28 protein-coding genes and 1 pseudogene are annotated in these 23,315 nt (G+C 66.8%); 8 read left to right on the plus strand and 21 right to left on the minus strand.

The genetic code is table 11. The annotated features are described in order from the left end of the window. Positions 1-6 precede the first annotated feature (6 nt). From KAK88_RS12290 to KAK88_RS12325, 8 genes are all read right to left on the minus strand, one after another. Entirely contained in the window at positions 7-855 is an 849-nt protein-coding gene (locus KAK88_RS12290; protein WP_242076823.1) for a hypothetical protein, read from the minus strand. Next, entirely contained in the window at positions 852-1,868 is a 1,017-nt protein-coding gene (locus KAK88_RS12295) for a nucleotidyl transferase AbiEii/AbiGii toxin family protein (RefSeq protein WP_112862337.1), read from the minus strand. The genes KAK88_RS12290 and KAK88_RS12295 overlap by 4 nt, the downstream gene beginning before the upstream one ends. Beyond that, on the minus strand, positions 1,861-2,454 hold the full coding sequence (locus KAK88_RS12300) for a DUF6088 family protein (protein WP_112862603.1): 594 nt from the start codon (positions 2,452-2,454) through the stop codon (positions 1,861-1,863). Before KAK88_RS12300 ends, KAK88_RS12295 begins: the two co-directional genes overlap by 8 nt. A gap of 71 nt (positions 2,455-2,525) precedes the next feature. Next, entirely contained in the window at positions 2,526-3,518 is a 993-nt protein-coding gene (locus KAK88_RS12305; protein WP_112862604.1) for a relaxase/mobilization nuclease domain-containing protein, read from the minus strand. Continuing rightward, complete coding sequence (locus KAK88_RS12310) at positions 3,515-4,036, minus strand: MobC family plasmid mobilization relaxosome protein (protein WP_055808206.1); 522 nt, start codon at positions 4,034-4,036, stop codon at positions 3,515-3,517. The genes KAK88_RS12305 and KAK88_RS12310 overlap by 4 nt, the downstream gene beginning before the upstream one ends. A gap of 227 nt (positions 4,037-4,263) precedes the next feature. Then, a complete protein-coding gene (locus KAK88_RS12315; protein ID WP_242076824.1) occupies positions 4,264-4,422 on the minus strand; it encodes a hypothetical protein in 159 nt (52 codons plus the stop codon). Then, positions 4,406-4,801 (minus strand): hypothetical protein, encoded by a 396-nt coding sequence (locus KAK88_RS12320; protein WP_146756718.1) that lies wholly within the window; start codon positions 4,799-4,801, stop codon positions 4,406-4,408. Before KAK88_RS12320 ends, KAK88_RS12315 begins: the two co-directional genes overlap by 17 nt. Before the next feature lie 91 nt (positions 4,802-4,892). Next, positions 4,893-5,561, minus strand: coding sequence for an ArdC family protein (locus KAK88_RS12325; protein ID WP_347265479.1), 669 nt, complete (start codon positions 5,559-5,561; stop codon positions 4,893-4,895). Between the two features lie 819 nt (positions 5,562-6,380). Between KAK88_RS12325 and KAK88_RS12330 the strand changes: the two genes are divergently transcribed. After that, the gene (locus KAK88_RS12330) at positions 6,381-7,727 is read left to right on the plus strand and encodes a dihydrolipoyl dehydrogenase family protein (RefSeq protein WP_242076825.1); all 1,347 of its coding nucleotides are present in this window, start codon (positions 6,381-6,383) and stop codon (positions 7,725-7,727) included. Positions 7,728-7,796: 69 nt separating this feature from the next. Then, positions 7,797-8,033, plus strand: coding sequence for a DUF2188 domain-containing protein (locus tag KAK88_RS12335; protein ID WP_054765692.1), 237 nt, complete (start codon positions 7,797-7,799; stop codon positions 8,031-8,033). Between the two features lie 29 nt (positions 8,034-8,062). Here KAK88_RS12335 and KAK88_RS12340 read toward each other — a convergent pair whose 3' ends face one another. Genes KAK88_RS12340 through KAK88_RS12360 form a run of 5 tightly spaced genes read right to left on the minus strand, consistent with a single transcriptional unit; the run spans position 8,063 to position 11,130 of the window. Then, positions 8,063-9,184, minus strand: coding sequence for a hypothetical protein (locus tag KAK88_RS12340; RefSeq protein ID WP_242076826.1), 1,122 nt, complete (start codon positions 9,182-9,184; stop codon positions 8,063-8,065). Then, positions 9,168-10,115: a HEPN domain-containing protein gene (locus tag KAK88_RS12345; protein ID WP_242076827.1), complete on the minus strand. Its 948-nt coding sequence runs from the start codon at positions 10,113-10,115 to the stop codon at positions 9,168-9,170. The genes KAK88_RS12340 and KAK88_RS12345 overlap by 17 nt, the downstream gene beginning before the upstream one ends. 19 nt (positions 10,116-10,134) lie before the next feature. Continuing rightward, positions 10,135-10,494, minus strand: coding sequence for a bleomycin resistance protein (locus tag KAK88_RS12350; RefSeq protein ID WP_054765689.1), 360 nt, complete (start codon positions 10,492-10,494; stop codon positions 10,135-10,137). Positions 10,495-10,528: 34 nt separating this feature from the next. Further along, positions 10,529-10,747, minus strand: coding sequence for a GDCCVxC domain-containing (seleno)protein (locus KAK88_RS12355; RefSeq protein ID WP_054765688.1), 219 nt, complete (start codon positions 10,745-10,747; stop codon positions 10,529-10,531). Continuing rightward, positions 10,744-11,130, minus strand: a complete 387-nt coding sequence (locus tag KAK88_RS12360; protein ID WP_066624881.1) for an MFS transporter permease — start codon at positions 11,128-11,130, stop codon at positions 10,744-10,746. The genes KAK88_RS12355 and KAK88_RS12360 overlap by 4 nt, the downstream gene beginning before the upstream one ends. 62 nt (positions 11,131-11,192) lie before the next feature. On the opposite strand from KAK88_RS12360, the gene KAK88_RS12365 reads away from it, so the two are divergent. Further along, positions 11,193-11,600: a MerR family transcriptional regulator gene (locus KAK88_RS12365; RefSeq protein ID WP_054765686.1), complete on the plus strand. Its 408-nt coding sequence runs from the start codon at positions 11,193-11,195 to the stop codon at positions 11,598-11,600. A gap of 43 nt (positions 11,601-11,643) precedes the next feature. Here the strand turns inward: KAK88_RS12365 and KAK88_RS12370 are convergent, their stop codons facing one another. Further along, positions 11,644-12,171 carry a manganese efflux pump MntP gene (locus tag KAK88_RS12370; protein ID WP_258522524.1) on the minus strand — a complete coding sequence of 176 codons (528 nt, stop codon included), beginning with the start codon at positions 12,169-12,171 and terminating at the stop codon, positions 11,644-11,646. Positions 12,172-12,430: 259 nt separating this feature from the next. Between KAK88_RS12370 and KAK88_RS12375 the strand changes: the two are divergent. From KAK88_RS12375 to KAK88_RS12385, 3 genes and pseudogenes are all read left to right on the plus strand, one after another. Then, positions 12,431-12,493: pseudogene (locus KAK88_RS12375) on the plus strand (metal/formaldehyde-sensitive transcriptional repressor); the annotation flags it as partial. Positions 12,494-12,844: 351 nt separating this feature from the next. Further along, complete coding sequence (locus KAK88_RS12380; protein ID WP_242076828.1) at positions 12,845-14,071, plus strand: alkaline phosphatase; 1,227 nt, start codon at positions 12,845-12,847, stop codon at positions 14,069-14,071. A gap of 80 nt (positions 14,072-14,151) precedes the next feature. Next, complete coding sequence (locus KAK88_RS12385; protein WP_112862366.1) at positions 14,152-14,442, plus strand: helix-turn-helix transcriptional regulator; 291 nt, start codon at positions 14,152-14,154, stop codon at positions 14,440-14,442. Here KAK88_RS12385 and KAK88_RS12390 read toward each other — a convergent pair. The 6 genes from KAK88_RS12390 to guaB form a co-directional block, all read right to left on the minus strand. Next, positions 14,399-15,598 (minus strand): tyrosine-type recombinase/integrase, encoded by a 1,200-nt coding sequence (locus tag KAK88_RS12390; RefSeq protein WP_431307188.1) that lies wholly within the window; start codon positions 15,596-15,598, stop codon positions 14,399-14,401. The genes KAK88_RS12385 and KAK88_RS12390 overlap by 44 nt on opposite strands. Before the next feature lie 343 nt (positions 15,599-15,941). After that, entirely contained in the window at positions 15,942-17,504 is a 1,563-nt protein-coding gene (gene guaA, locus KAK88_RS12395; RefSeq protein ID WP_242076829.1) for a glutamine-hydrolyzing GMP synthase, read from the minus strand. Next, complete coding sequence (locus KAK88_RS12400) at positions 17,501-18,214, minus strand: 5'-methylthioadenosine/S-adenosylhomocysteine nucleosidase (RefSeq protein ID WP_242076830.1); 714 nt, start codon at positions 18,212-18,214, stop codon at positions 17,501-17,503. Before KAK88_RS12400 ends, guaA begins: the two co-directional genes overlap by 4 nt. Further along, entirely contained in the window at positions 18,211-19,512 is a 1,302-nt protein-coding gene (locus KAK88_RS12405; RefSeq protein ID WP_242076831.1) for an RsmB/NOP family class I SAM-dependent RNA methyltransferase, read from the minus strand. The genes KAK88_RS12400 and KAK88_RS12405 overlap by 4 nt, the downstream gene beginning before the upstream one ends. A 9-nt stretch (positions 19,513-19,521) precedes the next feature. Next, entirely contained in the window at positions 19,522-19,917 is a 396-nt protein-coding gene (locus KAK88_RS12410) for an MAPEG family protein (protein WP_242076832.1), read from the minus strand. A 6-nt stretch (positions 19,918-19,923) separates the two neighbouring features. Further along, positions 19,924-21,381, minus strand: coding sequence for an IMP dehydrogenase (guaB, locus tag KAK88_RS12415; protein WP_242076833.1), 1,458 nt, complete (start codon positions 21,379-21,381; stop codon positions 19,924-19,926). 127 nt (positions 21,382-21,508) lie between these two features. On the opposite strand from guaB, the gene KAK88_RS12420 reads away from it, so the two are divergent. After that, positions 21,509-22,054, plus strand: a complete 546-nt coding sequence (locus tag KAK88_RS12420; RefSeq protein ID WP_242076834.1) for a DUF2061 domain-containing protein — start codon at positions 21,509-21,511, stop codon at positions 22,052-22,054. Between the two features lie 4 nt (positions 22,055-22,058). Here the strand turns inward: KAK88_RS12420 and KAK88_RS12425 are convergent, their stop codons facing one another. Next, on the minus strand, positions 22,059-22,769 hold the full coding sequence (locus KAK88_RS12425) for an RlmE family RNA methyltransferase (RefSeq protein WP_242076835.1): 711 nt from the start codon (positions 22,767-22,769) through the stop codon (positions 22,059-22,061). Between the two features lie 72 nt (positions 22,770-22,841). On the opposite strand from KAK88_RS12425, the gene KAK88_RS12430 reads away from it, so the two are divergent. Continuing rightward, the gene (locus KAK88_RS12430; protein ID WP_017504078.1) at positions 22,842-23,303 is read left to right on the plus strand and encodes a peptidylprolyl isomerase; all 462 of its coding nucleotides are present in this window, start codon (positions 22,842-22,844) and stop codon (positions 23,301-23,303) included. The last annotated feature ends 12 nt before the right edge of the window (positions 23,304-23,315 follow it).

Raw genomic sequence — 23,315 nt, forward strand, 5'->3', positions numbered from 1 at the left:
TCGCGCCTAGAAAGTGTTCTTCAGATACGGCGACACGGTGAAGGCCGGGAATCCGACGCCGTCCCTCATCCGGTTCATCAGGTCCCAATACATGCCCAGCGCCAGCGGATCGCGGATGTCCGCCGGAATATCGAAGCTGTAATCGCCCTCGAACCGGTCGCCACGTCGCCAGGCCCGGGCGAACTCCGGCGAGAGGTAGGCGAACAGGGCCCGGCGGATCTGGTCCAGGAACTCGCCGATGGTGCTGGCGTGATAGGAGAAGACGTCGGTGTAGAACCACTGCTGGAAGTCCGGCACCGACCGATAGACCATCCCCTCATCGACCTCATGGCCGTGCCGCGCGAGCATCGCCCTGATCTGCTTCACCCGGGCATCGAGCCGGGAGAAGTTGTGCTTGTTGGCGTCGCCGACGACCTTGAGCAGCCAGATGCGGGAGACGCGCACGTCCACCGACAGGTCGAGTCCGGGAAGCCAGACCTTGGGACAGACGCACTCCGCGTTCAGCCAGTCCGCGAAGGCCGAGGCGGAAGCCGCCAGACCGGAGGCGTCGGCGCCCAGCGTCGGCTGACGGCCGATGGCGTCCAGATAGAACAGATAGGTTCGATCAGTTTCGCGCGCGCCTGCGGTCGACGGGGCGAAGGCGAAGGGCAGCGCAGACGGCCGGGGCTGGGCCAGGAAATCCGCCAGCAGGATGGCGAAGACCCGTTTGTGGGTTCCCGACTTGAACACCAAATTGGTCGGGCGGGAGGTCATCGGGTACTCGAAGATCTCCAGATTGACCATGTCGTCGATCATGTTCCAGACCGCCTTGAGCAGGATCGCTTCCTGCTCGATCGGGGCGTAGCGCGGGGTCAACCCGTCGCCGCGGCGTTGGCGCGGTCCGCGAGCGCCGCACACGTCTCCATGAGCTTCTCGAATGGCTCGGCGTCCGCCTCCAGCAGGCCGTCCTCGACCATCCGGCGGTAGTCATCCCCGAGGGCCTCCAGCGAGGCGCCTTCAGGCTTCAGACGCAGCCCGCCCGTGACCGCCTGTCCATAGTCGATCTCCGCGCCGTCGGCGGTCTCGCGGAAGAACATCGCCTTGTGGCGCGCGACCGCCTCGGCGACCGCCCGATCCGCGATCGCGGTCTCGGCGAAGCCGGCCGCGTCCAGTCGGGACAGATCGTGCCAGTGGCGAGAGAAGCGATCGCCCCGGAGTCGTCCCTGCGCGCAATAGACGTGGGCGGCGGTGGCCTTCTCCCAGAACGTCCGCTCGGCCGCCATCACCCGCGGCGTGGCGGTCGGGAAGACGACGCCTTGCAGATGGGCCGCCGCATCGCAGACCACGGGTCGCGGCGCGCTCGGCTCGCCGGTCGCCCGCGCGCCGAACTCGAGCATCACGCTGGGCGAGACATAGCCGGTGCCAGTGCTGGTCGGCGCATAGTCGACGAAGGCCTTGGCGCCTTCGATCCGCACCGTGGCGCCGACGCCGTCTGCGGCGATCCGGGCCTCCAGAAGCGGCCGCACCTCGCCCTCTACCCAGAGCGGCAACAGCCGCTGAACGTCCCGGGACCAGCGCCGCTCCTCGGCGCGAGTCTGCGGCACGGGGTCTTCAGGCGCATCGGCCAGATCGGGAAGCAGGCGACGGATGTCCCAGGTCAGATCGATGTCTTCCGAGAACCGCTGGATGACGTCGTAGGCCTTGGACAGGGATGTCCCGCCCTTGAAGACCAGGCCTTCGCCCAAGGGCGACTCGAACAGCGCGTTCAGGGCCCAGACGACCCAGACGTCCTTCTCGAGCAGATGGGCGGGCCGGCCGGAGTCCGACGCCGCCGCCGCGAGGGCTTCAGCGCGGTCCTCGGCCGAAAGCTGCAGGAAGATTTCAGACATGGGCCGCCTGGCTGACCGACCGCGCCAGCCAGGTGGGCAGACGCGGTCCGACGGACACCAGTTCGCCGAAGGCGGCGGGTCCCAGCTTTCGTTTCAGGGCCTCCAGCGCCGTCGCGGCCTTCTCCGGCCCCAGCCAGGCCAGGGCGCGAACCGCTTCGCCGGCCGGACGATCGGCCAGGAGCAGCTGCCATACCGGCGCATGTTTGAACTCCACCGTCTGCTTGCCAACGTTGAGGAGCCGGCTCTTGCCGTTGGTCAGATAGACCATGCGGATCGGCACCTGGGTGGTCAGGCCCAGAGCGTTGGCCGCCGCCGCCCCGTTGGAGGCGACGACCTCGCCGCGCTGCTCGCTCACCGCGCGCACGACCGTTTCCACCGAAGGCGTCCGCGATCCGAAGCGGCTTTCCAGCGGACGCATGTAGACGCCGCGCCCAGCGCGCACGAGCCGCCCCCGTCGCACGAGGCGCGACAGGGCCTGATCCACCGCCGCGCGGTTGCCCAGATGGAGCAGCCCCTTGGCGGCGACCGGCGCGCCCTCCGGCAGGGCCCGGACGCGCTCCATGATCTGTTCAGCAAGGACTTGCATGATCGTCTCCGTGTCAGAAATATAGTTCTGTTTCTGACACTCCGCAACCGGGCCCGTGGAGTCGCGCCGCTTCATCGGCTTCGCTCTCGCCCGGTCGAGCGATCGACGCCTGCGTCCCTCAAGGCCTGGTCGCGCGTCTTCGGCCCGGGCCGGTCCCGCACGAACCGCTCCACCACCAGGGCCAGGGTGCGATCCGCCAGCCGATCGGACCGACCCAGTCGAACCGCTTCCGCGACCAGAGCGCGCCGCATCGCCAGTTCACGCGCCTGAATTGCCTCCAGCCACGGTCCCTCCCCGCCGTCGCCCCGGAGCGCGTCGCGGTAGGCGGCGGCGAGCGTCTCGGGCAGATCGCCCTTCCCCGCCACGAACCGCTCCCGCATCTTGCGGATCGGCGTCCGCTCCGCCTTTCGGGTCACGCCGCGCGTCCGCCGCGGGGTGGCCTCCGCCTCGATGGACCGGTCGCGCAGCGCCCGGGCGAAGCCCTCGCGCCAGATCTGCAGGTCGGCCTTGCGCGGATTCAGCCGCTCGCCCTCGCGTCCCAGCCGGCGCACCGTCAGATGCACGTGCGGGTGCCGTCCCTCGTCGTGCAGGGCGAAGACATAGGGGAAGCGCTCGCTGAAGGTCTCGGCCGCGAAGGCCCGGGCGGCGTCGTGCAGACGCACCGCATCCGTCCCCGCCGGCATGCTGAGCACGATCGACAGGGAGACCGAGGCGTCACGCCTGCGTCCCGGTTCCATCGCGAACTCCTCGGCCCAGTCGCGGGCGAGCGCATGCACCTCAGCGCGCCCGTCCAGCCGCTCCCCGTCCGGCCCTTCCAGAGTCAGGGCGCCATTGCGGCTGATGTAGTCGAGGTGCGCCTTCAGGTGGCCGCCGTCCCGGGTACGGCCGGTCACCTTGACCATCACCTCCGGCGCCCGGCGCAGGACCCGGATGAAGCGGGCGGCCGACTCCTGCCCTCTGTTCCGAGACGGCCGAAGCACCGCGGGCGTGATCCGCGCGCGGCGCGGATCGACCGGCGGCCGCAAGGCTTCCTCGAACCCGCGCGGCGAGCGGAAGTCGCTCACGGCCGCCCGGCCCAATAGGACAGGTTGCCGTCAAAGGCCTCGCCGAGCGCTTCCACCCAGGCCGCGATCTCAGCCTGAAAGGCGCCGAGCTGGGCCATCTCCAGATCGAGCACCTGCCCCTCCATCACCGCCGTGTTCAGGGCGCGGGCGATCTGGTTGATGTTCACGCCGATGCGCCGCAGCTCGCGCCGCACCTCGATCAGCGCCAAGGCCTCGGGACGGCTGAACTGCGGACGATCCCGCAACCGCCGCCGGATGAGCGCGACACTCCATTGGGTTCGCGACAGCCCGACGGCGGCGGCCTCGGCCTCCAGGAGACGCAGGTCGGTCTCGCCGAGGCGCAGGGTCAGCTTGCCCGACCTGGGCGCGCTGACCGCCTCCGGCGGCGCCGGAAAGGACGCCTGCGCAGCCCCCTCCATGAGCCGGCGAAGCAAGCGCGAGCGCCCGCCCTGCCCCGCCGCCGCGGCGTCGAACCGGCGGATCAGATCGGGCGAGACGCGAAGGGTGAGGCGGTCCATCGGGAGGTGGGTCTGTCAGACGTTGCCGGCGCAAAGCCTATCCTGCCCTAGACCGTCACCCCCCTCGCCCCGTAGGCCTCCGGTGCTGCACGTCCTCCCCTCGGCGACCGCTGCACGGCCGCTCGCCCGCCGTCCTGTCGGACGCCCCAGCCGGACGGATCATGAGGAGGGAAGCGGCCTCGGAGGCAGACGCCCGCGCTTTCGCGCGGGCGTCCTCCGTCAGCGGATCAGCAGCAGGGTCCGCCGTTACAGCAGGCCGCGAGAAGCTCGCAGCAGGAGGCGGCGGCCTTGACCACCGAGTCGGGCGCGGCCGCGAAGGCAGCCGAGGCCGAGGTCAGCAGCACGAGGGCCGCGAGCGAAAAGCACGTTTCATTGTTGATCTCCATGGATCGGTTTTCTGAGAAAAGGATCGTCGGTGGAGATCAGGTTCGAGGGGGCGGGTCCTCCGCTTCCGGCCTCCACCCCCGCGAGGGCGTCGGCCGGTAAACGATCGTGCACATCGGCGGAGGCCGCTACCGGGACGGCCGCGGCGGGCGTCGGAACCAGGCCATGGCAGAGCACGGCGCACAGCCGAGCGCAGCTCATCTTCACGGGATCGCAGGGGGCATCCGGACTGGAGCCGTCGGCGGGCGCCATCGGCATCGACATGGCCGCGGCCGGAGTCTCCCAGGCCGTGACCGGGCTCGACGCGAACAGCAGGGCGAACACGGCCAGAATGGCCGGCGCCCAGGCCGCAGTTGTTCGACGTCCGATCATCAAGCTCAATACGTCCAGCAAGACCCCAAGGTTACAGCGCAGGTGACGCGCGCGCCAGCCATGACCGGCGCGCGCCCCTGCATCTTTTACGTCCTCGGCGTCAGCCGCCCTCGCCGGCCGCATGAAGAAAGTCCACGGCGCGCTGGGCGTGGGCGGCGGCTGAGAAGATGAATCGCTTGTCGTCGCGCAGCACCTCGAGCCATGAGGCGACATAGGCGGCGTGATCCTCGCGCGGCTCGAGAGCCAGCCCCAGGTCGGCGCAGAGGAAGGCGGCGCCGATTTCGGCCACCAGTTCTTCCCGGGCGTAGCCGGCGTCTCCATGCCGGCGGCGTCCGAAGTCGCGGTCGAGCCGAGCGGGGTGCCTGGTCCAGTGCGTCAGCTCGTGGCCCAGCGTCGCGTAGTAGGCTTCCGGATCGCGGAAGCTTTCGAACACCGGCATCTGCACGAAGTCCGGTCCCGGCGCATAGAAGGCGCAGCCGCCGCCATGACGGACGTCGGCGCCCGTCGCGGCGAAGAACGTCTCGGCCCGGGCGATCCGTTGACCGAGGTTCAGGACCGGCGCGGGCGCCGGGGCGGACGAGGCCGGGAGACCCTCGATCTGTTCGACGTTGAAGACCGTGTAGGCCTTCAGGAACGGAATGCGTCGGGTCGTCTCCTCCCCGGCGTCGTCATCGTCGATGCGGACCAGCTGGTCGCCTGCCGCGGCCTCGATGGCGATCGGCGGACCGGAGGCCGGGCGGCCCGCAGGCGAGCACAGGGAGCCCCGCAGCGCAGCGGAGGACCGGGAGCGCGACTTTCTTGCCTCGCGAGGAAGGCCGTCAGGCCGGGGAAGAAAGTCGCGCGAACGGTTGCGGAAGCCGGACGGGCTTCGGTCAGATCAGGCCATTGAGAGGCCGCGCAAGGCTTGGCGCGTCGCAGGAGAGACGGCTGGTCACCGCCGCTTGAACCATGCGGCCAATCGCGGCGCTCGTAGGGATCGTGCCGCCAATGCCGGTGCATCCGCTCCGCCACCAAAGACGTGCCCAGGATTCACCGCTTCCGCGTCGTCGCAGCTGACGCGCGGCATGGCGACGGGCGCGGCCACGCCTGGCATGAATCTGAGGTGTCTCCTGCTATGAAGGGAACCTGAAGCAACTCCAGCTTCGTTCCCCTTCCGAGCGTTCCGTTCGAGGGACAGTCGCGGTGTCGTAAGCCAGCCGGATGAGGCGGCCGGAACGTGCTCATCGGGAGTCAGAACAATGCGCAACTCCATCAAAATCGCTGGCTGCGGAGACAGCCCTCGGCGTCATCGCCGGTCTCGTGGCCACGAGGGTAACCGAGAGGGCGCAGACGGCGCTCTACCAGATCAAGCCGCCGAAAGTACGGGAAGAGGAAGTGCTGGAGCGACCATGCTCTTGATGATCGACGAAGGTCTGACGCCTGTGTTCGGCTACAGTGCTCCCAATCGAGACAACCCCCTGCTCACCCAGGCTAGAGGGGTCGCCGGGCACCTTCTCTTTGGCGCCGTCAACGCGGTGGTGACCGAGGCACTGTACCGCCTCGTCCGTCCCAAGGTAGCCGCTACAGAGCGAGCGCGGAGCATACATCGATGACCAAACATTATGATCTTGTGGTGATCGGGACCGGGACCGCCGCCATGGTCGGAGCCATGCGGGTTCGCGCTGCTGGTCGCAGCGTCGCGGTTGTCGATTTTCGTCCCTTTGGAGGCACGTGCGCGCTCCGGGGCTGCGATCCAAAAAAAATGCTGATCAGCGGGGCCAACGCCGTCGATCATACATGGCGGATGCGAGGCAGGGGTGTCGCCGGCGACGCCCGAATTGCTTGGGCCGACCTCATGGCCTTCAAGCGGGGTTTCACCGATCCCGTTCCCCAAAAGCACCAAGAGCGGTACTCTGAAAGAGGCATCGACACTTTTCATGGACGGGCGCGCCTCACCGGCCGCAACAGCCTTGAGGTGGGCGAGGAAACGCTGGAGTTTTCGAACCTGCTCATCGCCGCCGGAGCCGAACCCAGGAAACTCGGCATCCCGGGGGAAGAGCATCTGGTCACCAACGAGGGCTTCCTCGAGCTGGGTGACATGCCAAAGCGCATTGTGCTGGTCGGCGGAGGCTATATCGCGGCCGAGTTCTCCCACATCGCCGCGCGGGCTGGCGCCGAAGTCGTAATCCTCCAGCGTGGCGAGCGATTGCTTCCCCAGTTCGACCCGGACGTGGTCGGTTGGCTCATGGAAAGCTTTCGCCAACTCGGCGTTGACGTGCGCCTCGAAACGACAGTCCAGGCGGTCGAGCAGACGCGCGCAGGCTTTCGGGTTCACGCCCAGACGAAGGGGAAAGCCGTCGATGTCCATGCTGATCTGGTCATTCACGCCGCCGGACGAGGACCTGCGATCGACGATCTCGACCTTGACGCCGCCGGGGTCGAGCATGAAGGAGGCCGCCTGAAGCTCAACGAATTTCTGCAGAGCGTTTCCAATCCAGCCGTCTATGCCGCGGGCGACGCAGCCCAGGTCGGTCCGCCGCTGACCCCCGTGTCCAGCCACGACGCCAAGGTCGTGGCGGCCAACATTTTGAACGGTAACTCCGAAAGGCCGAACTATCGCGGCGTCCCGAGCGTGGCCTTCACAATCCCGCCTATCGCGGCGGTCGGGCTGACGGAGAGGGAGGCTAAGGATCAGGGTCTGCTCTACCGCTTCAAAAATCAGAAGGCCTCCGACTGGTTCACAGCACGCGCAGCGGCCGAACCCACCTTCGGCTTCAAGGTCTTGGTCGAGGAAGGGACGGAACGGGTGTTGGGCGCCCACCTCGTGGGCCCGAACGTGGACGAGGTCATCAATATTTTCGCTTTGGCGATCCGCCATGGACTGACTGCGGATGACCTCAAGACCACGATGTTCGCCTATCCGACGGGCGCATCGGATGTGGGCTACATGCTATGACGCTCAAGCGGTGTCGCGGTAGGTTCATGGCGCCATCCGCATCGCGGATTGGAGCGAAGGAGGGATCCCTTGGAGAGGCAGTCCGACACCATCCAGTTCACGGTGATCCGGGGCGACGGCGACTGGCGGGTGCTTCGCGATGGCCGACCCTCAGGGCATTTCGACTTCAGCGTCGACGCCATAGAGTCCGCGCTCGTGAAGGCGACGACGCTGATCGACAAGGGCGAGCAAGTGGAAGTCTTTGTCCAGGACGCGGCCGGCCAGTTGCGTCAGGTCGATCCGGTCGGCGGGGAAGTGCTCCACTAAGAGGACGGCGATTCCGACCTCGTCGCCTTTTAACCCGTCCACTCGAGTTCGAAATCCGGAGTGAGCGCGATCAAGCCTGTTTCGATCTGGTTCCAGGTCAGGCGGAGCGCCTTCAGATCTTCGGGCGTGAACAGGTGCGCATGGTGCGACGCCGCGCGCAGCTTCCCGGCCTGCTTCAGAAGATCGAACACCGCCTCTGGGTCGTCGAAACCAGCCTCGAAGATCGCCTGGAAATGCTCCGGATGGCTCATGATCCGCGCGTAGTGGGTGTAGTCGGCATGGTCGAAAACCTCGCCTCCCCGCTTCTTCAACTTCCCCAGCAAATCCTTGCAGTCGCACAGCGGCAGGCGCTCGTCCGCCCAGTCCTCACCGTAGGTCTCGGCCATCACGGCATCTAGAATTTCCCTCAAGGTCAGTTCGTAGCGGTGAACCAGAGTCTTGGCGCGCTTCACATGCGGCGGGGCCGAGTTGGCCTGAAGGCGGGCCTTCAGGCGACGGCGCTTCTCCGCCATCGTCAGGAGACGCCGTCTCGGCCAGTGCGCAAGCCGCAGTCCCGCCGCGTCGAGGAAACTGCGATAACCGGCCAGATTGGCGAACTGCGGCATCTCCGTGATGGAGAAGGCGCCGACCGCCTCTCGCACTCCCCGCGTCAGCCGGTCGCTCTCGGCGAACATGTCGGCCATCGCCGAGGCCCGCGCGAAGTCCTCGATCTGGGCGGGTCGCCCGATCGCCAGGGCGCTCGCGCCAAGACCACTGTCCGACAGTCGGAGGATGCGATCGACGAAACTGTCCGTCGGCGTCCTGAAGCGCTCGAGACCATCCGGCAAGGCGAAGCCGGCGGACAGTTGCGCGATCCGCTCGGCCTGCTCGATCAGGCCATTCGGAAACGCGGCGCGATAGACGCGGTCCGCGTCGGTCTGAGCCCTCATCAGGGCGCCGACGCCCTGCATCCGGTCCATGAACGGGTTACGACCCATCGCGGCCAAGGCCAGCGGGGTCTCCAGCTTCATGCGCTCGGCGATGCCGAGCACGCCGCTGGCCCGCAGCATATCGTGCTGTCGGCGGACGTCCTCAAAGGGATCGGCCATCCGTCTTGCGGCGTCCAGCGTCGCGCGCATGCTGGGCGGGATCAAATCACGCGGAAGGGTCATCGCTCGCCGCTTCGCGCAGATGGGCCAGCCGTTCCTCGCACACAGTCGTCGCCAGCGCGCGCAGCACCTCAACCCGCTGGGTCAACCAGGTCAGTTCCTCGACGCTAATCTTGTAGTGCTTGGAGTAACGAGCCTTCACATAGGCCTCGCGCAGCAGCTCGAAGCAGCGGCGCTCGAACTTGGTCTCGCGCGGCCAGGCCTCGGCCAGGCGGGCGTCGATCGCCTCGCACTTCTTGCGCAGGAAGGCGAGGTTGTGCGCCTTGCCGCTGTAGAGCGTCACAACCAGCAAAACGCAGTGGTAGAGGTGTTCAGCCGATTGATGAAGGTTGAACGCGGCGAGCTTAGGATCAGCGCCCTCGCCCATATAGAATTTCGCGCCACGAGCAAAGCTGGCCGAACTCTGCGTCCAATCTCCGAAGAACTCCTCCGCTTCCTTAAGGGCAACCTGAGCTTTCAGGTCAGCCGGCTTGCGCAGCTTGGCGCCGGGCGTGTCGAAGAGAACGATGCCCTCACGCACGATGTCGGCCCAGAAGTATCGCCCGCGGTCCAACTGCTCGTTCACGTCTTCCAGACTGTGCACGATAAGGCTCACCGGCGTGCGGATCAGGGTCTCGCCCGGCATCAGCTTGTTCTCGGCGTCATGCCAGAACTCGCCGTCGGTCAGATCCTCATGATCGACAACGATCAACAGATCGAAATCCGAGAAGTAGCGTCCGACCGGATCATGGACCCAATCGCCGCGCGCATACGATCCGTAGAGGATGATCTTGAGGATCTTGCCGTTCTTCAGCCGCTCGGCCCGACGGGTCGAGACGGTTTCGGCGAACGACTCGCGGATCACCTCGACCACCCGGCGCAGTTCCACCTGCTTGCGCGGCGGCAGATGATCGATCGAAGTCTTCATGACGCGAGTCTCGCGCAACGCGTGCATCGGGGCAAGGCGCGAAGCCTCAGTTCTGGATCAGGCGGATCAGGGTTCCGTCCGGGTCGATGAGCGCGCCGATCCGCATGCCCGACTCCTCGATCTTGGGCGCGTGCAATCGGGGTTGGCCCCAGCACGTCTCCGGCAGTCCGGTGCCAAGGCACACGGCGTAGAACGCGTCGAGATCGTCAAGCCGCAGGCAACAGCTGAAGTTGCTGGTCAGCGGATCAAGTTCCGGGTGCGGGAAGAACTCAAGCGTCAGCCCGCCCCGTTTCAGGATCATCCACCCTTCGTCGCGCCAGCCCTGCTGGAAGCCCAGTCGAGTGTAGAACTGGGACGTAGCTTCGAAATCCCGCGACGGCAGGTTGGGCGTGGCGTGATCGGTCACGGCGAACTCCGGAATGCAGCAGTGCCGCCTAAGCCTAGCCGCAACAGCCCTTTCCATCCACCTGGATCGGCGGACACGGCACGTCGGCATAGGAGCAGAACACGCAGCAATCGCCGGGTTGAGGCTTCAGCTTCACGCCGCAACCGAGGCAATCGTAAAACCAGATGCAGGCGTCGGTGGGCATGGTCTCGGTCGCGACGTGACCGCAGTGCGGGCAGGTCAGCGTCGATTCCAGAACGATGGCGGGGCTCATCGCATGGCCGCCAGTCGCGGCATGGCCCATGGTTCGATGTAGGGCTGCCAGGCCAGGGACAGGACGATCAGCAGGCTGGCGATCACCAGCAGCCAGAACGCCAGACGCGAGGGCCGGCGGCAGGATGCGTCCTTCCGACACATCCGCAGGCGACGCCAATGCAGCAGCCAGCCGGCGGCCAAGATGACGGCGGCCAGAAGCGTCAGCCAGGTTCGCGCGCCCGCGATGACCGCGGCGCCGGCGAAGGACACGCCCGCCACCGAGAGAGCCAGAGGCAGTACACAGCACGCGGCCCAGGCGAACACCGAGGCCACACCGCCGATGGCGGCCGAGGCGCTGACGGCGACCTCAGGAATGTTGGGCCGGTCTTGATCGATGGCCATGGGGCCTCCCGTTCGATTTCTGCTACAGGCTACAACCCGTAGCCGCTACGGGATCAAGAGCCATGTCCGCACGAAGTTTGACGATCGGGCGCCTCGCAGAGAGCGCCGGGGTGAACTTGGAAACGGTGCGCTACTACGAGCGGATCGGCCTGATGCCCGCCCCGGCCCGCACCGAGGGCGGACACAGGAGCTATGAGCCGGAACACGCCCAACGCCTGCGCTTCATCCGCCGGTCCCGCGAACTGGGATTCGGCATCGACGCCATTCGGCGGCTGATCGCGTTGAGTGAGCCGGGCGTCCAGGCCTGCTGCGAAGTCCGCGACATGGCCCAGGACCACATCGCCAGCGTGGACGCCAAAATCGCGGATCTGGAGCGGCTCCGGACGGTGCTTAAGCAGGCCGTCGCGGACTGCAGCGAAGGCGGGCGGGTTCGGTGTCCGGTGATCGCAGAACTCGGATCGATCGCATAGGTGATGACCTGCGCACCCTGTCGAGCCGGTAGGGTCCTGGCAATCACGCGCCGATGACGCCGAGGTGCTCAAGCAGGATCATCAGACCGAGCGCGACAAGCGCGAGCCCTCCCAGAAGCTCGGCGATCTTGCCAAAACGCTGGCCGACGGCCCGGCCAATCAGCATGCCGATCGTGGTCAGCAGGAAGGTCGTGACGCCGATTGAGGCCGCGATAACCCAGATATTGGCTCCGATGAAGGCCAGGCCGACGCCAACAGCCGCCGCGTCGATGCTGGTCCCGACCGCCATGGCGATCAGCGCCCAAGGTCCGGACCGGCGTGGGGCATCCTCAGCCAGGGGACGGGTCGCTTCCCAGATCATCTTGCCGCCAACAGCGGCGAGGAGGCCGAAGGCGATCCAATGATCCACGCGTTCGACGAGGCCTGCAGCGACCATGCCGAGCCCCCAGCCAATCACCGGGGTGATGGCCTCGATACACCCGAATACCAGGCCTGCCTTCACGGCGCCGGCCAGGTTCGGTCGATGCAAAGCACCACGCCCAACGGCGGCGGCGAAGGCGTCGGTAGACATGCTGAGAGACAGAACGGCGATGGCGACAGGAGTCATGACGAGCATCCACCCGGCAACGAACAGCGCTTCCCTCCCCGGCCGGTGCGGCGGTGGGACGCGCTGGTCTCGCTAGGCGGCGGTTCCGCTGGTCGGACCGCGCGCCGAAACGCGAGTGTGTTGATCCGACCCCGGCGATCAGACGCCGGAAGCTACTCCCCAACAGGAAGCGGCCTCATAGGAGGTGTCGCGCGCCGGTGCAAGATACTATAGGGGAGTATCCATGGCGCATACCTCCACGAACAAGAAGAAGCTCGTCGCGCGGGTCCGGAGGATCTCGGGTCAGCTCAGCGCAATAGTGCGCGCCATCGAGTCTGGTTCTGAGCGGCGGCCTGGGTCGCCAGCACGGCCATCGCAAGTCCGATCATGATCGTTCGCATGAAGATTCTCCCCCGCCTCTATGGGCGACATACCCATAATTCTGGAACGGTGGAATCATGATTAGTCACGGGATGTGACAAGTCGCGGATGGTTGCGTGACAGCGGTCCGCGACTGCCCGCGCTGCGCGGTCGGGTCGCAGCCTCGCCGTCGCCGAGCTGACACGAAACGCGGTGTATCGAGCGGGCGCGATCGACGGGGGCGGCGCCGCGAACGGCCTCTTGCGACGTCTTTTTTCAGGATCGAGGCCGACCCATCATGAGAACGCTCCGCCTTCTGACCGCCGTCTCCGCCTGCCTCATCCTCTCCTCGGTCCCGGCGACGGCGCAGGACGGCGCCGCGCCCGCCGCAGCGGCCCAGACCGGCGCGACGGGCCGGCCCGCGCCCGGACGGGCGCGCAACGTCATCCTCTTCCTCGCCGACGCCGGCGGCGTGCCGACGCTCTCGGCGGCCAGCCTGCTGGGCTATGGCGAGCCGCTGCGGCTGCACGTTCAGGGCTGGCCGCATCTCGGCCTGAGCGAGACCTCGCCGGTGGACGACTTCGTCTCCGATTCCGCCAACGGCATGTCCGCCATCGTCACCGGCGTGAAGACCCGCAACGGCGTGATCAGCCAGGGCCCCGACGCCGTGCGGGGCCAGACTGACGGCGCGCCGACCAAGACCCTGCTCGAATACGCGGAGGAGCGCGGCTTGCTGACCGGCGTGATCACGACGCAGGCGATTACCGACGCCACCCCGGCCGCCAACTACGCCCATGCGAACGATCGCGCGAAATGGGGCGAGATCTTCCCCCAGGCCTTTACGCCCCGGTTCGGGGACGGCGTGGACGTGCTGTTCGGCGCCGGCCGCGAGGAGATCGCCGAGCAGCTCGCGGCGCGCGGCTCGGGCTTCGACGCGCTCAGCGCGGCCCACGGCCGTCCGATCTACGCGACGCTCGCCGATGCGCCGGTCGACAATCTCCGACCGGTCGTCGTCGCCGACGCGATGGACGTTCGCGCGGCGACGCTTCGGGCGCTCGAGATCCTGGAACGGTCGGACACGGGCTACTTCCTCGTGGTGGAATGGGACGCGCACACGGACGATCCGCGCCAAGGCCTGCAGAACGTCGTGGATTTCGACAGGCTGATCGCCGAAGTGCAGAGCCGCGTTGATCTCGACGACACCCTGCTGCTGTTCACGGCGGACCATTCCTTCGGTCTGCAGGTCGACGGCGGCCGCCGCGGCGAGCCGCTTCTGGAGGGCTATGACGCCTGGAAGACCTCGGGGCGCGAAGAGGGCCTCGTTCGGCTGGAGAACGTCCTGGTCAACGACAGCCACACCGCCGAAGAGGTGCCCGTGCTGGCGATCGGCGTCGGAGCCGAGCGCGTCCGCGGCTATTTCCCGAACACCTACCTCTTCAAGGTGATGATGGACGCCTGGAGTTGGAGCGCTGATCCGACCGCGGTCGACCAGACCGCCACCCGCAGCGATGGGCCTCGCCCGTAGACGAGCGGGCGTAAGCTTGCGGCCTTCACCTCTCGCGGCCTTTCGCGTTCGAATCCTCCCGAACAGAACGGGATTTCGACATGGCCCAGGCCGACCCGCCGCTCAGGCGCACGATCAAGAAGACGCAGTTGCGCCAGATGGTGCCGCTGGCCGACAGCACCATCTGGGAGATGGAGCAGCGTGGCCAGTTTCCGAGGCGGTTCCTGCTAACGCCGAGATGCGTCGTCTGGGACCTAGCCGAGATCGAGGCCTGGCTGGCGCTTCGCCGCGCTAAGCCGATCCGCCGGGCGCCGCCGCCGGACGTGCGCAAACGGATCACCCGCCCCGTCAGAGCCGGGGATCGAAGCGAGGACCGGCCGTCTCCGGGATGACGAGCACGGGCGTGAACGCCCGTCCGGCCTCCCAGGCGTCCACGGCGTTCGACCACTCCTGCGCCATGTGACGGCGCTGGGCCTCGAACTCGGCCTTGTTGTAGACCCCGCGCGATGACCGCTCCTCGTGCGCGAGTCCCCTCTCGATCCAGTCCGAATTGAACCCCATCTCGTGCAGAAGGGTCGAGGCGGTCCGACGCAGGTCGTGGACCGTGAACGGCTCCAGAGGCAGGCCGCGCTCCCCTGCCCGTTCGGCGATGGCGCTGGTCACGCGATTGAAGGTGGCCCGCGACATCGGCGCGTCCGCGTCGTAGCGGGACGGCAGGATGTATCTCGAGTTCCCCGCACAGGTCTTCAGCGCGATGAGGATGTCGAGCATCTGGGTCGAGAGGTAGACGTTGTGCGGCCGGGACCGCTTCATCCGCTCCTTCGGGATCGACCAGACCGCGTTGGCGAAATCGACCTCGTCCCAAACTCCGTCCTGAAGCTCGCTCTTGCGGACCATGCTGAGCAGGATGAACTTCAGTCCCAACCGGATCGTCGGCAGGGTCGCCACCTCGCCGAGCAGTCCGAGCATGATCCGGATTTCGGTCGGCGACAGCGCCCGGTCCCGGGGCCGGAAGGTCGCGATGGAGGCGGGACCGACCCCGTCGGCGGGGTTGTCGATCTTCTCCCCGTGCAGGATGGCGAAGGCGTAGATCTGTTTGACGATGTCGCGGACATGGATCGCCGTCGCCGGCGCGCCGCGTTCGACGATCGTCTGGCAATGCGCCCGCAGGTCGCCGGGCGTGATCTCGTTCAGCAGCCTGTTGTCCCACTGGGGCAGAACTTCGCGATTGAAGATGGACCGCCGCATGTTGCGGGTGCTGTCCGCCATGGGCGCGTGATCCATCCAGCGGCGGGCGACATGGCCGAAGCTCCGGGCCTCCTTCAGGCGCCGCTTGGCGCGCTGCTTTTCCAGGGCGGGCGAGACGCCTTCAGCGATCAGACGCTTGGCATCGATCACCTTCTCGCGCGCTTTGGCGAGGGACAGGCCCGCCGGGCCGTAGGACCCCAGCGTCACCGATTCACGCCGGCCGTTGAAGCGGTAGTCGTACTTGAAGGCGATCCCGCCGGCGGGAGACACCAGAATGTAGAGACCGTCCCTGTCGGTCATTTTGTAGGATTTTGATTTCCCACGGATATTTCGCAATGCGGCGTCCGTAAGCATGCCGTTTGACTCCAAAAGACCGTCACCTGCTTTCGGGGTCTTTCGGAGACATTTTCCTCAACCAAGTCAGTTGCTTGGTTCGAAAAAAGACCGTCAGGCCGCCTTCAGCCCCCTGACGGTATGGAGCGGATTCCCGCCAGGCAATGGCGGCGGGGACCGTCGGAGGGACCGACACAGCGGTTCGCAGCCCCTCGAAAGGTATCGAGAGACTGCGACAGCATTTTTCTTGTAAGTCAGTATTTTAGCGAGGAAATCGAAAGCGTTCTGGAAAGTTTCAGAAGGCCCCGAATTATTCCCACTCGATCGTCCCGGGCGGCTTGGACGTCACGTCATAGACCACGCGGTTGACGCCGCGGACCTCGTTGATGATGCGGGTGGCGGTCTTGGAGAGGACGTCCCACGGGAACTGGTAGAAGTCGGCGGTCATGCCGTCGGTGGAGGAGACGGCGCGCAGGGCCAGAACCTTTTCATAGGTGCGGGCGTCGCCCATGACGCCGACGGTCTTGACCGGCAGCAGCACGGCGAAGGCCTGCCAGATGTCGTCATACAGGCCGGCCTTGCGGATTTCATCCAGATAGATGGCGTCGGCCTGTTGCAGGGTCTCGACTGCCTCGGGCGTGATCTCGCCGGGGATGCGGATGGCCAGGCCCGGTCCGGGGAACGGATGGCGGCCGACGAAGGCGTCGCTGAGCCCCAGTTCGCGACCCAGGGCGCGAACCTCGTCCTTGAACAGCTCGCGCAGAGGCTCGACCAGTTTCAGCTTCATATAGTCGGGAAGGCCGCCGACGTTGTGGTGGCTCTTGATGACATGGGCCTTGCCGCTGGACGAGGAGACGCTCTCGATCACGTCCGGATAGAGGGTGCCCTGGGCCAGGAATTCGGCGCCCTCGATCTTGGCGGACTCGCGATCGAACACCTCGATGAACAGCCGGCCGATGGTCTTGCGCTTGGTTTCGGGATCGGAAATCCCGGCCAGTTCGCCCAGAAATTCCTTCGACGCATCAACATGCACCAGCGGGATGTTGTAGTGTTCTCGGAACAGGGTCGTGACCTGGGTCGCCTCGTCCTTGCGAAGCAATCCGGTGTCGACGAAGACGCAGGTCAGCTGATCCCCGATGGCCTCATGGATCAGGACGGCGGCGACCGAGCTGTCGACACCGCCGGACAGGCCGCAGATCACCTTGGCGTCGCCGACCTGTTCGCGAATCTGGGCGATCTTCTCGTCGCGATAGGCGGCCATGGTCCAGTCGCCCTTCAAGCCCGCGATGCCGTGGGTGAAGTTCTTCAGCATCTGGTGGCCGCGCGGGGTGTGCATCACCTCGGGGTGGAACTGCACGCCGTAAAAACGGCGGGCCTCATCGGCGATCACCGCATAGGGCGACCCTTCGGACGAGGCGACCACGTCGAAGCCTTGCGGAATGGCGACGATCTTGTCGCCGTGGCTCATCCACACCTCTTCGTTCTCGCCGACGGGGGCCAGGTCGGCCAGCAGGGGCGAGGCCTTCTGAACCGTGATCTCGGCGCGGCCGAACTCGCGGGTGTGGCCGCCCTCGACCTTGCCGCCCAGCTGCTCGCACATCGTCATCTCGCCGTAGCAGATGCCCAGAACCGGCACGCCGGCCTCGAACACGCCCTGCGGCGCGCGGGGACTGCCCTCTTCATGCACGCTCTCGGGACCGCCCGACAGGATGATGGCCGCCGGGTTCATGGCCGTCAGAGCGGTCTCGGCCTTCTGGAACGGATGGATCTCGCAATAGACGCTGGCCTCGCGCAGGCGCCGCGCGATCAGCTGCGTCACCTGGCTGCCGAAGTCGACGATGAGGACCTTTTGGTGGTCTTGCGGCGTGGTCATGGCGTGATCGAATCCGGGGCAGGAGGATGGGCGGGGTCTTGGCCGGGCAAGGCCGATATTTCAAGGGCGGGACGCTTGAGAGCGGCGGGGCCGTCGGCCTCCAGCACGGCGATCAGGCGATCCAGGGCGACGGCCAGGTTCTCGTCCACATGATGCAGAGTCGAGGTCCAATCCTCCAACGCCTTCAACTCGGCGCGGCCGTCCGACACGCCGCGCAGGGCGATCAGGGGCACACCGAAAGTCTGGGCGGCGCGGACCAGGGCCCAGGTCTCCATGTCCACCATCTCGGCGTCGATGCCGTCATAGGCGGCGCCGGACACGACGTTCGCACCCGTAGACAGGGTCGCCGTCGGCACGCCGGGGATCGGGCACGGCAAAGGCAGGACGGCGGGCTGGTCCAGCAAGGGGGTCACACCCTTCGGAAAACCGAGCGGGCTGGCGTCCATGTCGCGATAGGCGACGGACGAGGCCTGATAGACCGCCGCATGATCCAGCACTCGCGATCCGCACGAGCCTAGCGATACGATCAGATCCGGCAGATCGCCCGCCGCCTCCAGCCGCGCCAGGGCGACGCCCAGGCTCACGGCGGCCTCGACCGGACCGACGCCGGTCATCAACGGCGCGATCCGGGCCTGGAGATGCGGCCCGTATTCGGCGGGCGCGGCCATGACGTAGAGCAGCGAGACCCCGCCATGCCGCGCCAGCTTCATGCCGTACGCTCGTAGACGGCGGCGAAGAATCCGTCGGTGTCGGCCGAGGCCGGCGACAGGCGCAGGCGCGCCCCGGACGCGAGCTCGGCGAACTTCGCCTGCGCCGCCTCGCTCAGTTGCGGCGCCGACAGGACATCGGTGACGGCGACCGGGCGGAACTCAGGATGTGAAGCCTCGAAAGCATCCACGCTGACCTCGTTCTCGCGCGCCAGCATCGAACAGGTGACATAGACCAGACGGCCGCCTGGCTTCACCAGCTTTGTCGCCTGGCTGAGAATACGCACCTGCAGGCCGTGCAGTTTTTCGACCTCCTCGGCCGTCAGACGCCAGGCGTCCTCGGGCCGACGACGCCAGGTGCCAGAGCCCGAACAGGGCGCATCGACGAAGACCAGATCCGCCTGGCCGTTCAGGTCTTCCAGACCGCCGCCATTCTGACCGATCAGGACCAGATCCGCCTCGACGCCCGCGCGCTGCAGGCGAGGACGGATGTTCTCCAGCCGCTTGTTGACGACGTCGGAGGCGACCAGCTTGCCCTGCTTTTTCATTGCCTGGGCCAGACCCAGCGTCTTGCCGCCGCCGCCGGCGCAGTAATCCACCACCGTCATGCCGGGCTGCGCCCCAGCCAGCCAGCAGACGACCTGGCTGCCTTCGTCCTGGATTTCGAACCGGCCGGCCTTGAAGCCGTCCAGCGCCTGGATGTTGGGCGGAGGCTCCGACGGCACGCGCAGACCGACGGCCGACCAGGGCGTGCGCGAAACGTCCAGACCGGCGGCCTTCAGCTCGGCCTCGACCTCATCGACCGTGGCGGCCTCATCATTGACGCGCAGGTCGATGGGCGCGCGCGGCGCCATCAAGGCGTGGGCTTCCTCGGCCCAGCGGTCGCCGAAGGTCGCCTTGAAATCCTCGACCACGAACTCGGGCAGGCCGGCGGCGACCCAGCCCGGCAGTTCGCCCTGCCCCGCCGTGATGCGGCTGCGCTCCTGTTTGGACAGCGGACGCGGGCCATAGCCGTCGCCCGAATGCAGGGCCTCAATCTCTTCCAGCGACAGGCCGTCGATGGCGTGCAGCGAACCGATCACCAGGGCTCGACCGTCTTCACGCCCGCCCATGATCCATGACAGGCGGCCACGCGCGCGCAGCACCTTATAGACCCGGTCGGCGATGGCGCGCCGGTCCTTGGATCCGGCGTAGCGGTTGGCCGTGCCCCAGGCCTTCATGACGGCCTCGGCCGGTTGGCGGCCCTGGGCGATGGAGTCCAGGACAGAGGCGGCGGCGGCGAGGCGAGCGGCTGGGGTCAATTCAGGCTTTCAAACGAAGAACAGGGACGCCAGGACCATGACCAGTCCCGCAAGCGAGACCACCCAGACCAGCGACCGGACATAGGGAACGCCGAAGGCGTAAAGCGGCACATAGACCACCCGCCCCCAGAAATAGAGCGCCGCGCCCCACACCGTAAGCGCGCTGGACGCGCCGATGACATGGGCGATCAGCACCGCGCCGATGAATAGCGGCAAAGTCTCGTACAGATTGGCCTCGGCGCGTTCGAGACGGCCGGTCAGCGGATTCTTCGCCTCCGGCGTCTCGTCGCGCGGACCCGCATTCCATTTCGACCCGAACTCGGCCGTCCGCGCCCCGGCGGGCAGGAAGATCTGAACCAGGGCCAGGATCAGCGTCAGGGCCAGATAGGTGAGTTCGGTCGTCATGGTCGCCTACCCCTGCCGATAGTTGGGCGCTTCACGCGTGATCATCACGTCGTGGACGTGGCTTTCCCGCAGACCCGCGCCGGTGATGCGCACGAAACGGGCGCGTTCCTGAAACTCCGGAATGGTGCCGGCGCCGACATAGCCCATGGAGGCGCGAAGGCCGCCGACCATCTGGTGCAGGACCGGGCTGATCGGCCCCTTGTAGGGCGTCTGACCCTCGATGCCCTCGGGCACCAGCTTCTCGGACGAAACTTCCTTCTGGAAATACCGGTCCGCCGAGCCGCGCGCCATGGCCCCGACCGAGCCCATGCCGCGATACGACTTGTAGCTGCGGCCCTGGTACAGGAAGACCTCGCCGGGGCTTTCGTTGGTGCCGGCGAACATCGAGCCCATCATGGCCACGTTGGCGCCCGCCGCGATGGCCTTCGCCAGGTCGCCCGAATATTTGATGCCCCCGTCCGCGATGACCGAGGCGCCCGTGCCCTTGGCCGCCCGCGCGGAGTCCATCACCGCCGTCAACTGCGGCACGCCCACGCCGGCGACGATGCGGGTAGTGCAGATGGAGCCGGGACCGATGCCCACCTTCACCGCATCCGCGCCTGCGTCGATCAGAGCCCGCGTCGCATCATAAGTGGCGACATTGCCGGCGATGATCTGCAGCCGGTTGTTCTCGCGCTTGATCCGCTCAACCACTTGGGCGACCGAGGCCGAGTGACCGTGGGCGGTGTCGATCACCACCACGTCGCAACCCGCTTCGGCCAGCGCCATCGCGCGCTCGTACCCGGCGTCGCCGACGGTGGAGGCTGCGCCGACCAGCAGGCGGCCCTGCTCGTCCTTGGCGGCGTTGGGGAAGGCCTGGGCCTTCTCGATGTCCTTCATGGTGATCAGGCCGACGGCCCGATAATCCTCGTCCACCACGATGACGCGTTCAATCTTGCGGGTCTTCAGCAACTCGCGCGCCTCGTCGCGGCTGGCGCCTTCGCGCACCGTGATCAGGTCGCCAGTGGTCATCAGCGCGGCGGCGGTGACGTTCAGGTCGCTCTCGAAGCGCATGTCGCGGTGGGTCAGCATGCCGACCAGCCTGCCCGTCGCCGGGTCCACGACGGGGAAGCCGGTGATCTTCTTGCGCGCCACGATCTCGCGCACTTCGCCCAGAGTCGTCTGGGGGCCGACCGTCACCGGATTGACCACCATCCCGCTCTCATAGCGTTTGACGGCGCGGACCTCGTCGGCCTGCTCCTCGATGGTCATGTTGCGGTGTAGAACGCCCAGACCGCCGGACTGGGCCATTGCGATGGCCAGGCGGCTTTCCGTCACCGTGTCCATGGCGGACGACAGCAGCGGGATGTTCAGTTTGATGTCGCGCGTCAGCTGGGTCGAGACATCGACCATCGCCGGCATGAACTCGGATGCGCCGGGTTCCAGCAAAACATCGTCGAAGGTCAGTCCTTCGCGTATCTCCATAGGGAGTCTCCGTTTTGCGGGCCGCGTATAACGGGATGCGGGGGTCGGGGGCAAGGCCGATTGCGGTTATAGGCCCGATAGATTTTATTGCTTTGCAACCCGCAGGGCCGCTCACCATTCTCTCCGCATGGTCGGCGTCATCCTCAGCACCGCGCGCAAACTGGCTCTTAAGATCGCCAGCTATGGCGTCATGCACCTGATCGTCGCCATTCTGGTCGCCTTCGCCATCACCCGCGACTGGCGCATCGCCCTGGCCGTCGGCATGGTCGAGCCGATCTTTCAGACCATCGCCTACACCGTCCACGACCGCGTCTGGCACAAGGTCGAACGGCGTCGCATGGCCTCCAATATCGAGGAGGCGACCGAGGCCTTCACCGCCCGCCTCGACATCATGTCGCCCGAGGAACAGCGCCGCTCGCACGATGCCCATCGCGGCCACAGCCACGCCCTGCCCCGGTCGTTCAAACAGATCGCGCTGAAGACCGTTACCTATGGCGTCATGCACTTCGCCGTGGCGGTCGCCGTCGCCTACGCCCTGACCAACGACATCCGCACGGCGCTGACCATCGGCATGGTCGAGCCTCTGGTGCAGACGCTCTTCTTCACCCTGCACGACCGCATCTGGTCTCGCATGGAGGACCGTAGGGCCCGCGCAAGCGCAGCCGCCGCCTGACGCGTCAGCGCTTGTTCAGCGCGACCAGAAACACCTCGGCGCTGTCCTTACGGCTCGACGCCGGCTTGACGTATTTCACCGTCTCGAATTCTTCGCGCAGCCGCGCCAGAACCCCGCCGGCGTCCCCGCCCTGGAAGTTCTTCGAGACGAAGTTTCCGCCGGGCCGCAGCGTGCGAATGGCGAAGTCGGCGGCGATCTCGATCAGGGCGATGATCTTCAAATGGTCCGTCTGCCGATGCCCGACCGTATTGTGCGCCATGTCCGACAGCACCAGGTCCGGCGCCCCGCCGATGGCGTCGATCAGCTGCTGGTCTACGCCCGGATGGGTGAAGTCGGCCTGAAGCAGGGTCGCGCCTGGGATCGGCGCGATCATCAGCAGGTCCACCCCCGCCACCGCGCCCGCACCCCGGTTCAGGGCCACCTGGACCCAGCCGCCCGGCGCCGCGCCCAGGTCGATGACCTTTGACCCGCGCTTGATCAGCCGGAACTTGTCGTCGATCTCGATCAGCTTGAAGGCCGCGCGCGAGCGCCAGCCCTCGGCCCGCGCCTTTTCGGACCATTTGTCCGACAGCTGGCGTTTGATCCATTGCTGGCTCGACATCGACTTGGTGTCGGCCGTCTTAATCTTGGTGCCCATGCCGCGTCCGGCGGCGGTCCCGCCGGTGGGCGGTTTCACCATCCGGCGGCGCTCTTGGGGCTTTTCGTCTTCGCTCATCGTTCCCACATAGCCCCGACCGGCGTTGCGGGCTATGTCCCGCCTCAAATCAACCCAAAGAGGACGACCGACATGGCCGACACCCTGACCTTCACCCTGGACACCGGCGACGGCGAAGCCCGCGACGTGGTCATCAAGCTGCGCCCCGACCTGGCCCCCGGCCACGTCGAACGCATCACCGAACTGGCCAAGGAAGGCTTCTACGACGGCGTGGTCTTCCACCGCGTGATCCCGGGCTTCATGGCCCAGGGCGGCGATCCGACCGGCACCGGCACCTCGGGCTCCAAGAAGCCGAACCTGAAGGCCGAATTCTCGGCCGAGCCGCACGTGCGCGGCGTCTGCTCGATGGCCCGCACCTCGGACCCCAACAGCGCCAACTCGCAGTTCTTCATCGTCTTCGACGACGCCACCTTCCTGGACCGCCAGTACACCGTCTGGGGCCAGGTCGAGTCGGGCATGGAACACGTCGACGCCCTGCCCAAGGGCGAGCCGCCGCGCAGCCCCGGCAAGATCGTCAAGGCGACGGTCAACTAAGCACGCAATCTT

The organism is Brevundimonas diminuta (assembly GCF_022654015.1).
GTDB lineage: Bacteria > Pseudomonadota > Alphaproteobacteria > Caulobacterales > Caulobacteraceae > Brevundimonas > Brevundimonas diminuta_C.

What these genes read in the sequence shown, in the direction of transcription:
- KAK88_RS12340 (WP_242076826.1), bottom strand. Translation starts at nt 9,184, where the DNA reads ATGACCCTTCCGCGTGATTTGATCCCGCCCAGCATGCGCGCGACGCTG.
- KAK88_RS12420 (WP_242076834.1), top strand. Translation starts at nt 21,509, where the DNA reads ATGGTCGGCGTCATCCTCAGCACCGCGCGCAAACTGGCTCTTAAGATC.
- KAK88_RS12370 (WP_258522524.1), bottom strand. Translation starts at nt 12,171, where the DNA reads ATGTCTACCGACGCCTTCGCCGCCGCCGTTGGGCGTGGTGCTTTGCAT.
- KAK88_RS12430 (WP_017504078.1), top strand. Translation starts at nt 22,842, where the DNA reads ATGGCCGACACCCTGACCTTCACCCTGGACACCGGCGACGGCGAAGCC.
- KAK88_RS12330 (WP_242076825.1), top strand. Translation starts at nt 6,381, where the DNA reads ATGACCAAACATTATGATCTTGTGGTGATCGGGACCGGGACCGCCGCC.
- guaB (WP_242076833.1), bottom strand. Translation starts at nt 21,381, where the DNA reads ATGGAGATACGCGAAGGACTGACCTTCGACGATGTTTTGCTGGAACCC.
- KAK88_RS12345 (WP_242076827.1), bottom strand. Translation starts at nt 10,115, where the DNA reads ATGCACGCGTTGCGCGAGACTCGCGTCATGAAGACTTCGATCGATCAT.
- KAK88_RS12360 (WP_066624881.1), bottom strand. Translation starts at nt 11,130, where the DNA reads ATGGCCATCGATCAAGACCGGCCCAACATTCCTGAGGTCGCCGTCAGC.
- KAK88_RS12385 (WP_112862366.1), top strand. Translation starts at nt 14,152, where the DNA reads ATGGCCCAGGCCGACCCGCCGCTCAGGCGCACGATCAAGAAGACGCAG.
- KAK88_RS12315 (WP_242076824.1), bottom strand. Translation starts at nt 4,422, where the DNA reads ATGGAGATCAACAATGAAACGTGCTTTTCGCTCGCGGCCCTCGTGCTG.
- KAK88_RS12390 (WP_431307188.1), bottom strand. Translation starts at nt 15,598, where the DNA reads ATGACCGACAGGGACGGTCTCTACATTCTGGTGTCTCCCGCCGGCGGG.
- KAK88_RS12365 (WP_054765686.1), top strand. Translation starts at nt 11,193, where the DNA reads ATGTCCGCACGAAGTTTGACGATCGGGCGCCTCGCAGAGAGCGCCGGG.
- KAK88_RS12300 (WP_112862603.1), bottom strand. Translation starts at nt 2,454, where the DNA reads ATGCAAGTCCTTGCTGAACAGATCATGGAGCGCGTCCGGGCCCTGCCG.
- KAK88_RS12400 (WP_242076830.1), bottom strand. Translation starts at nt 18,214, where the DNA reads ATGAAGCTGGCGCGGCATGGCGGGGTCTCGCTGCTCTACGTCATGGCC.
- KAK88_RS12355 (WP_054765688.1), bottom strand. Translation starts at nt 10,747, where the DNA reads ATGAGCCCCGCCATCGTTCTGGAATCGACGCTGACCTGCCCGCACTGC.
- KAK88_RS12380 (WP_242076828.1), top strand. Translation starts at nt 12,845, where the DNA reads ATGAGAACGCTCCGCCTTCTGACCGCCGTCTCCGCCTGCCTCATCCTC.
- KAK88_RS12425 (WP_242076835.1), bottom strand. Translation starts at nt 22,769, where the DNA reads ATGAGCGAAGACGAAAAGCCCCAAGAGCGCCGCCGGATGGTGAAACCG.
- KAK88_RS12410 (WP_242076832.1), bottom strand. Translation starts at nt 19,917, where the DNA reads ATGACGACCGAACTCACCTATCTGGCCCTGACGCTGATCCTGGCCCTG.
- KAK88_RS12295 (WP_112862337.1), bottom strand. Translation starts at nt 1,868, where the DNA reads ATGTCTGAAATCTTCCTGCAGCTTTCGGCCGAGGACCGCGCTGAAGCC.
- KAK88_RS12310 (WP_055808206.1), bottom strand. Translation starts at nt 4,036, where the DNA reads ATGGACCGCCTCACCCTTCGCGTCTCGCCCGATCTGATCCGCCGGTTC.
- guaA (WP_242076829.1), bottom strand. Translation starts at nt 17,504, where the DNA reads ATGACCACGCCGCAAGACCACCAAAAGGTCCTCATCGTCGACTTCGGC.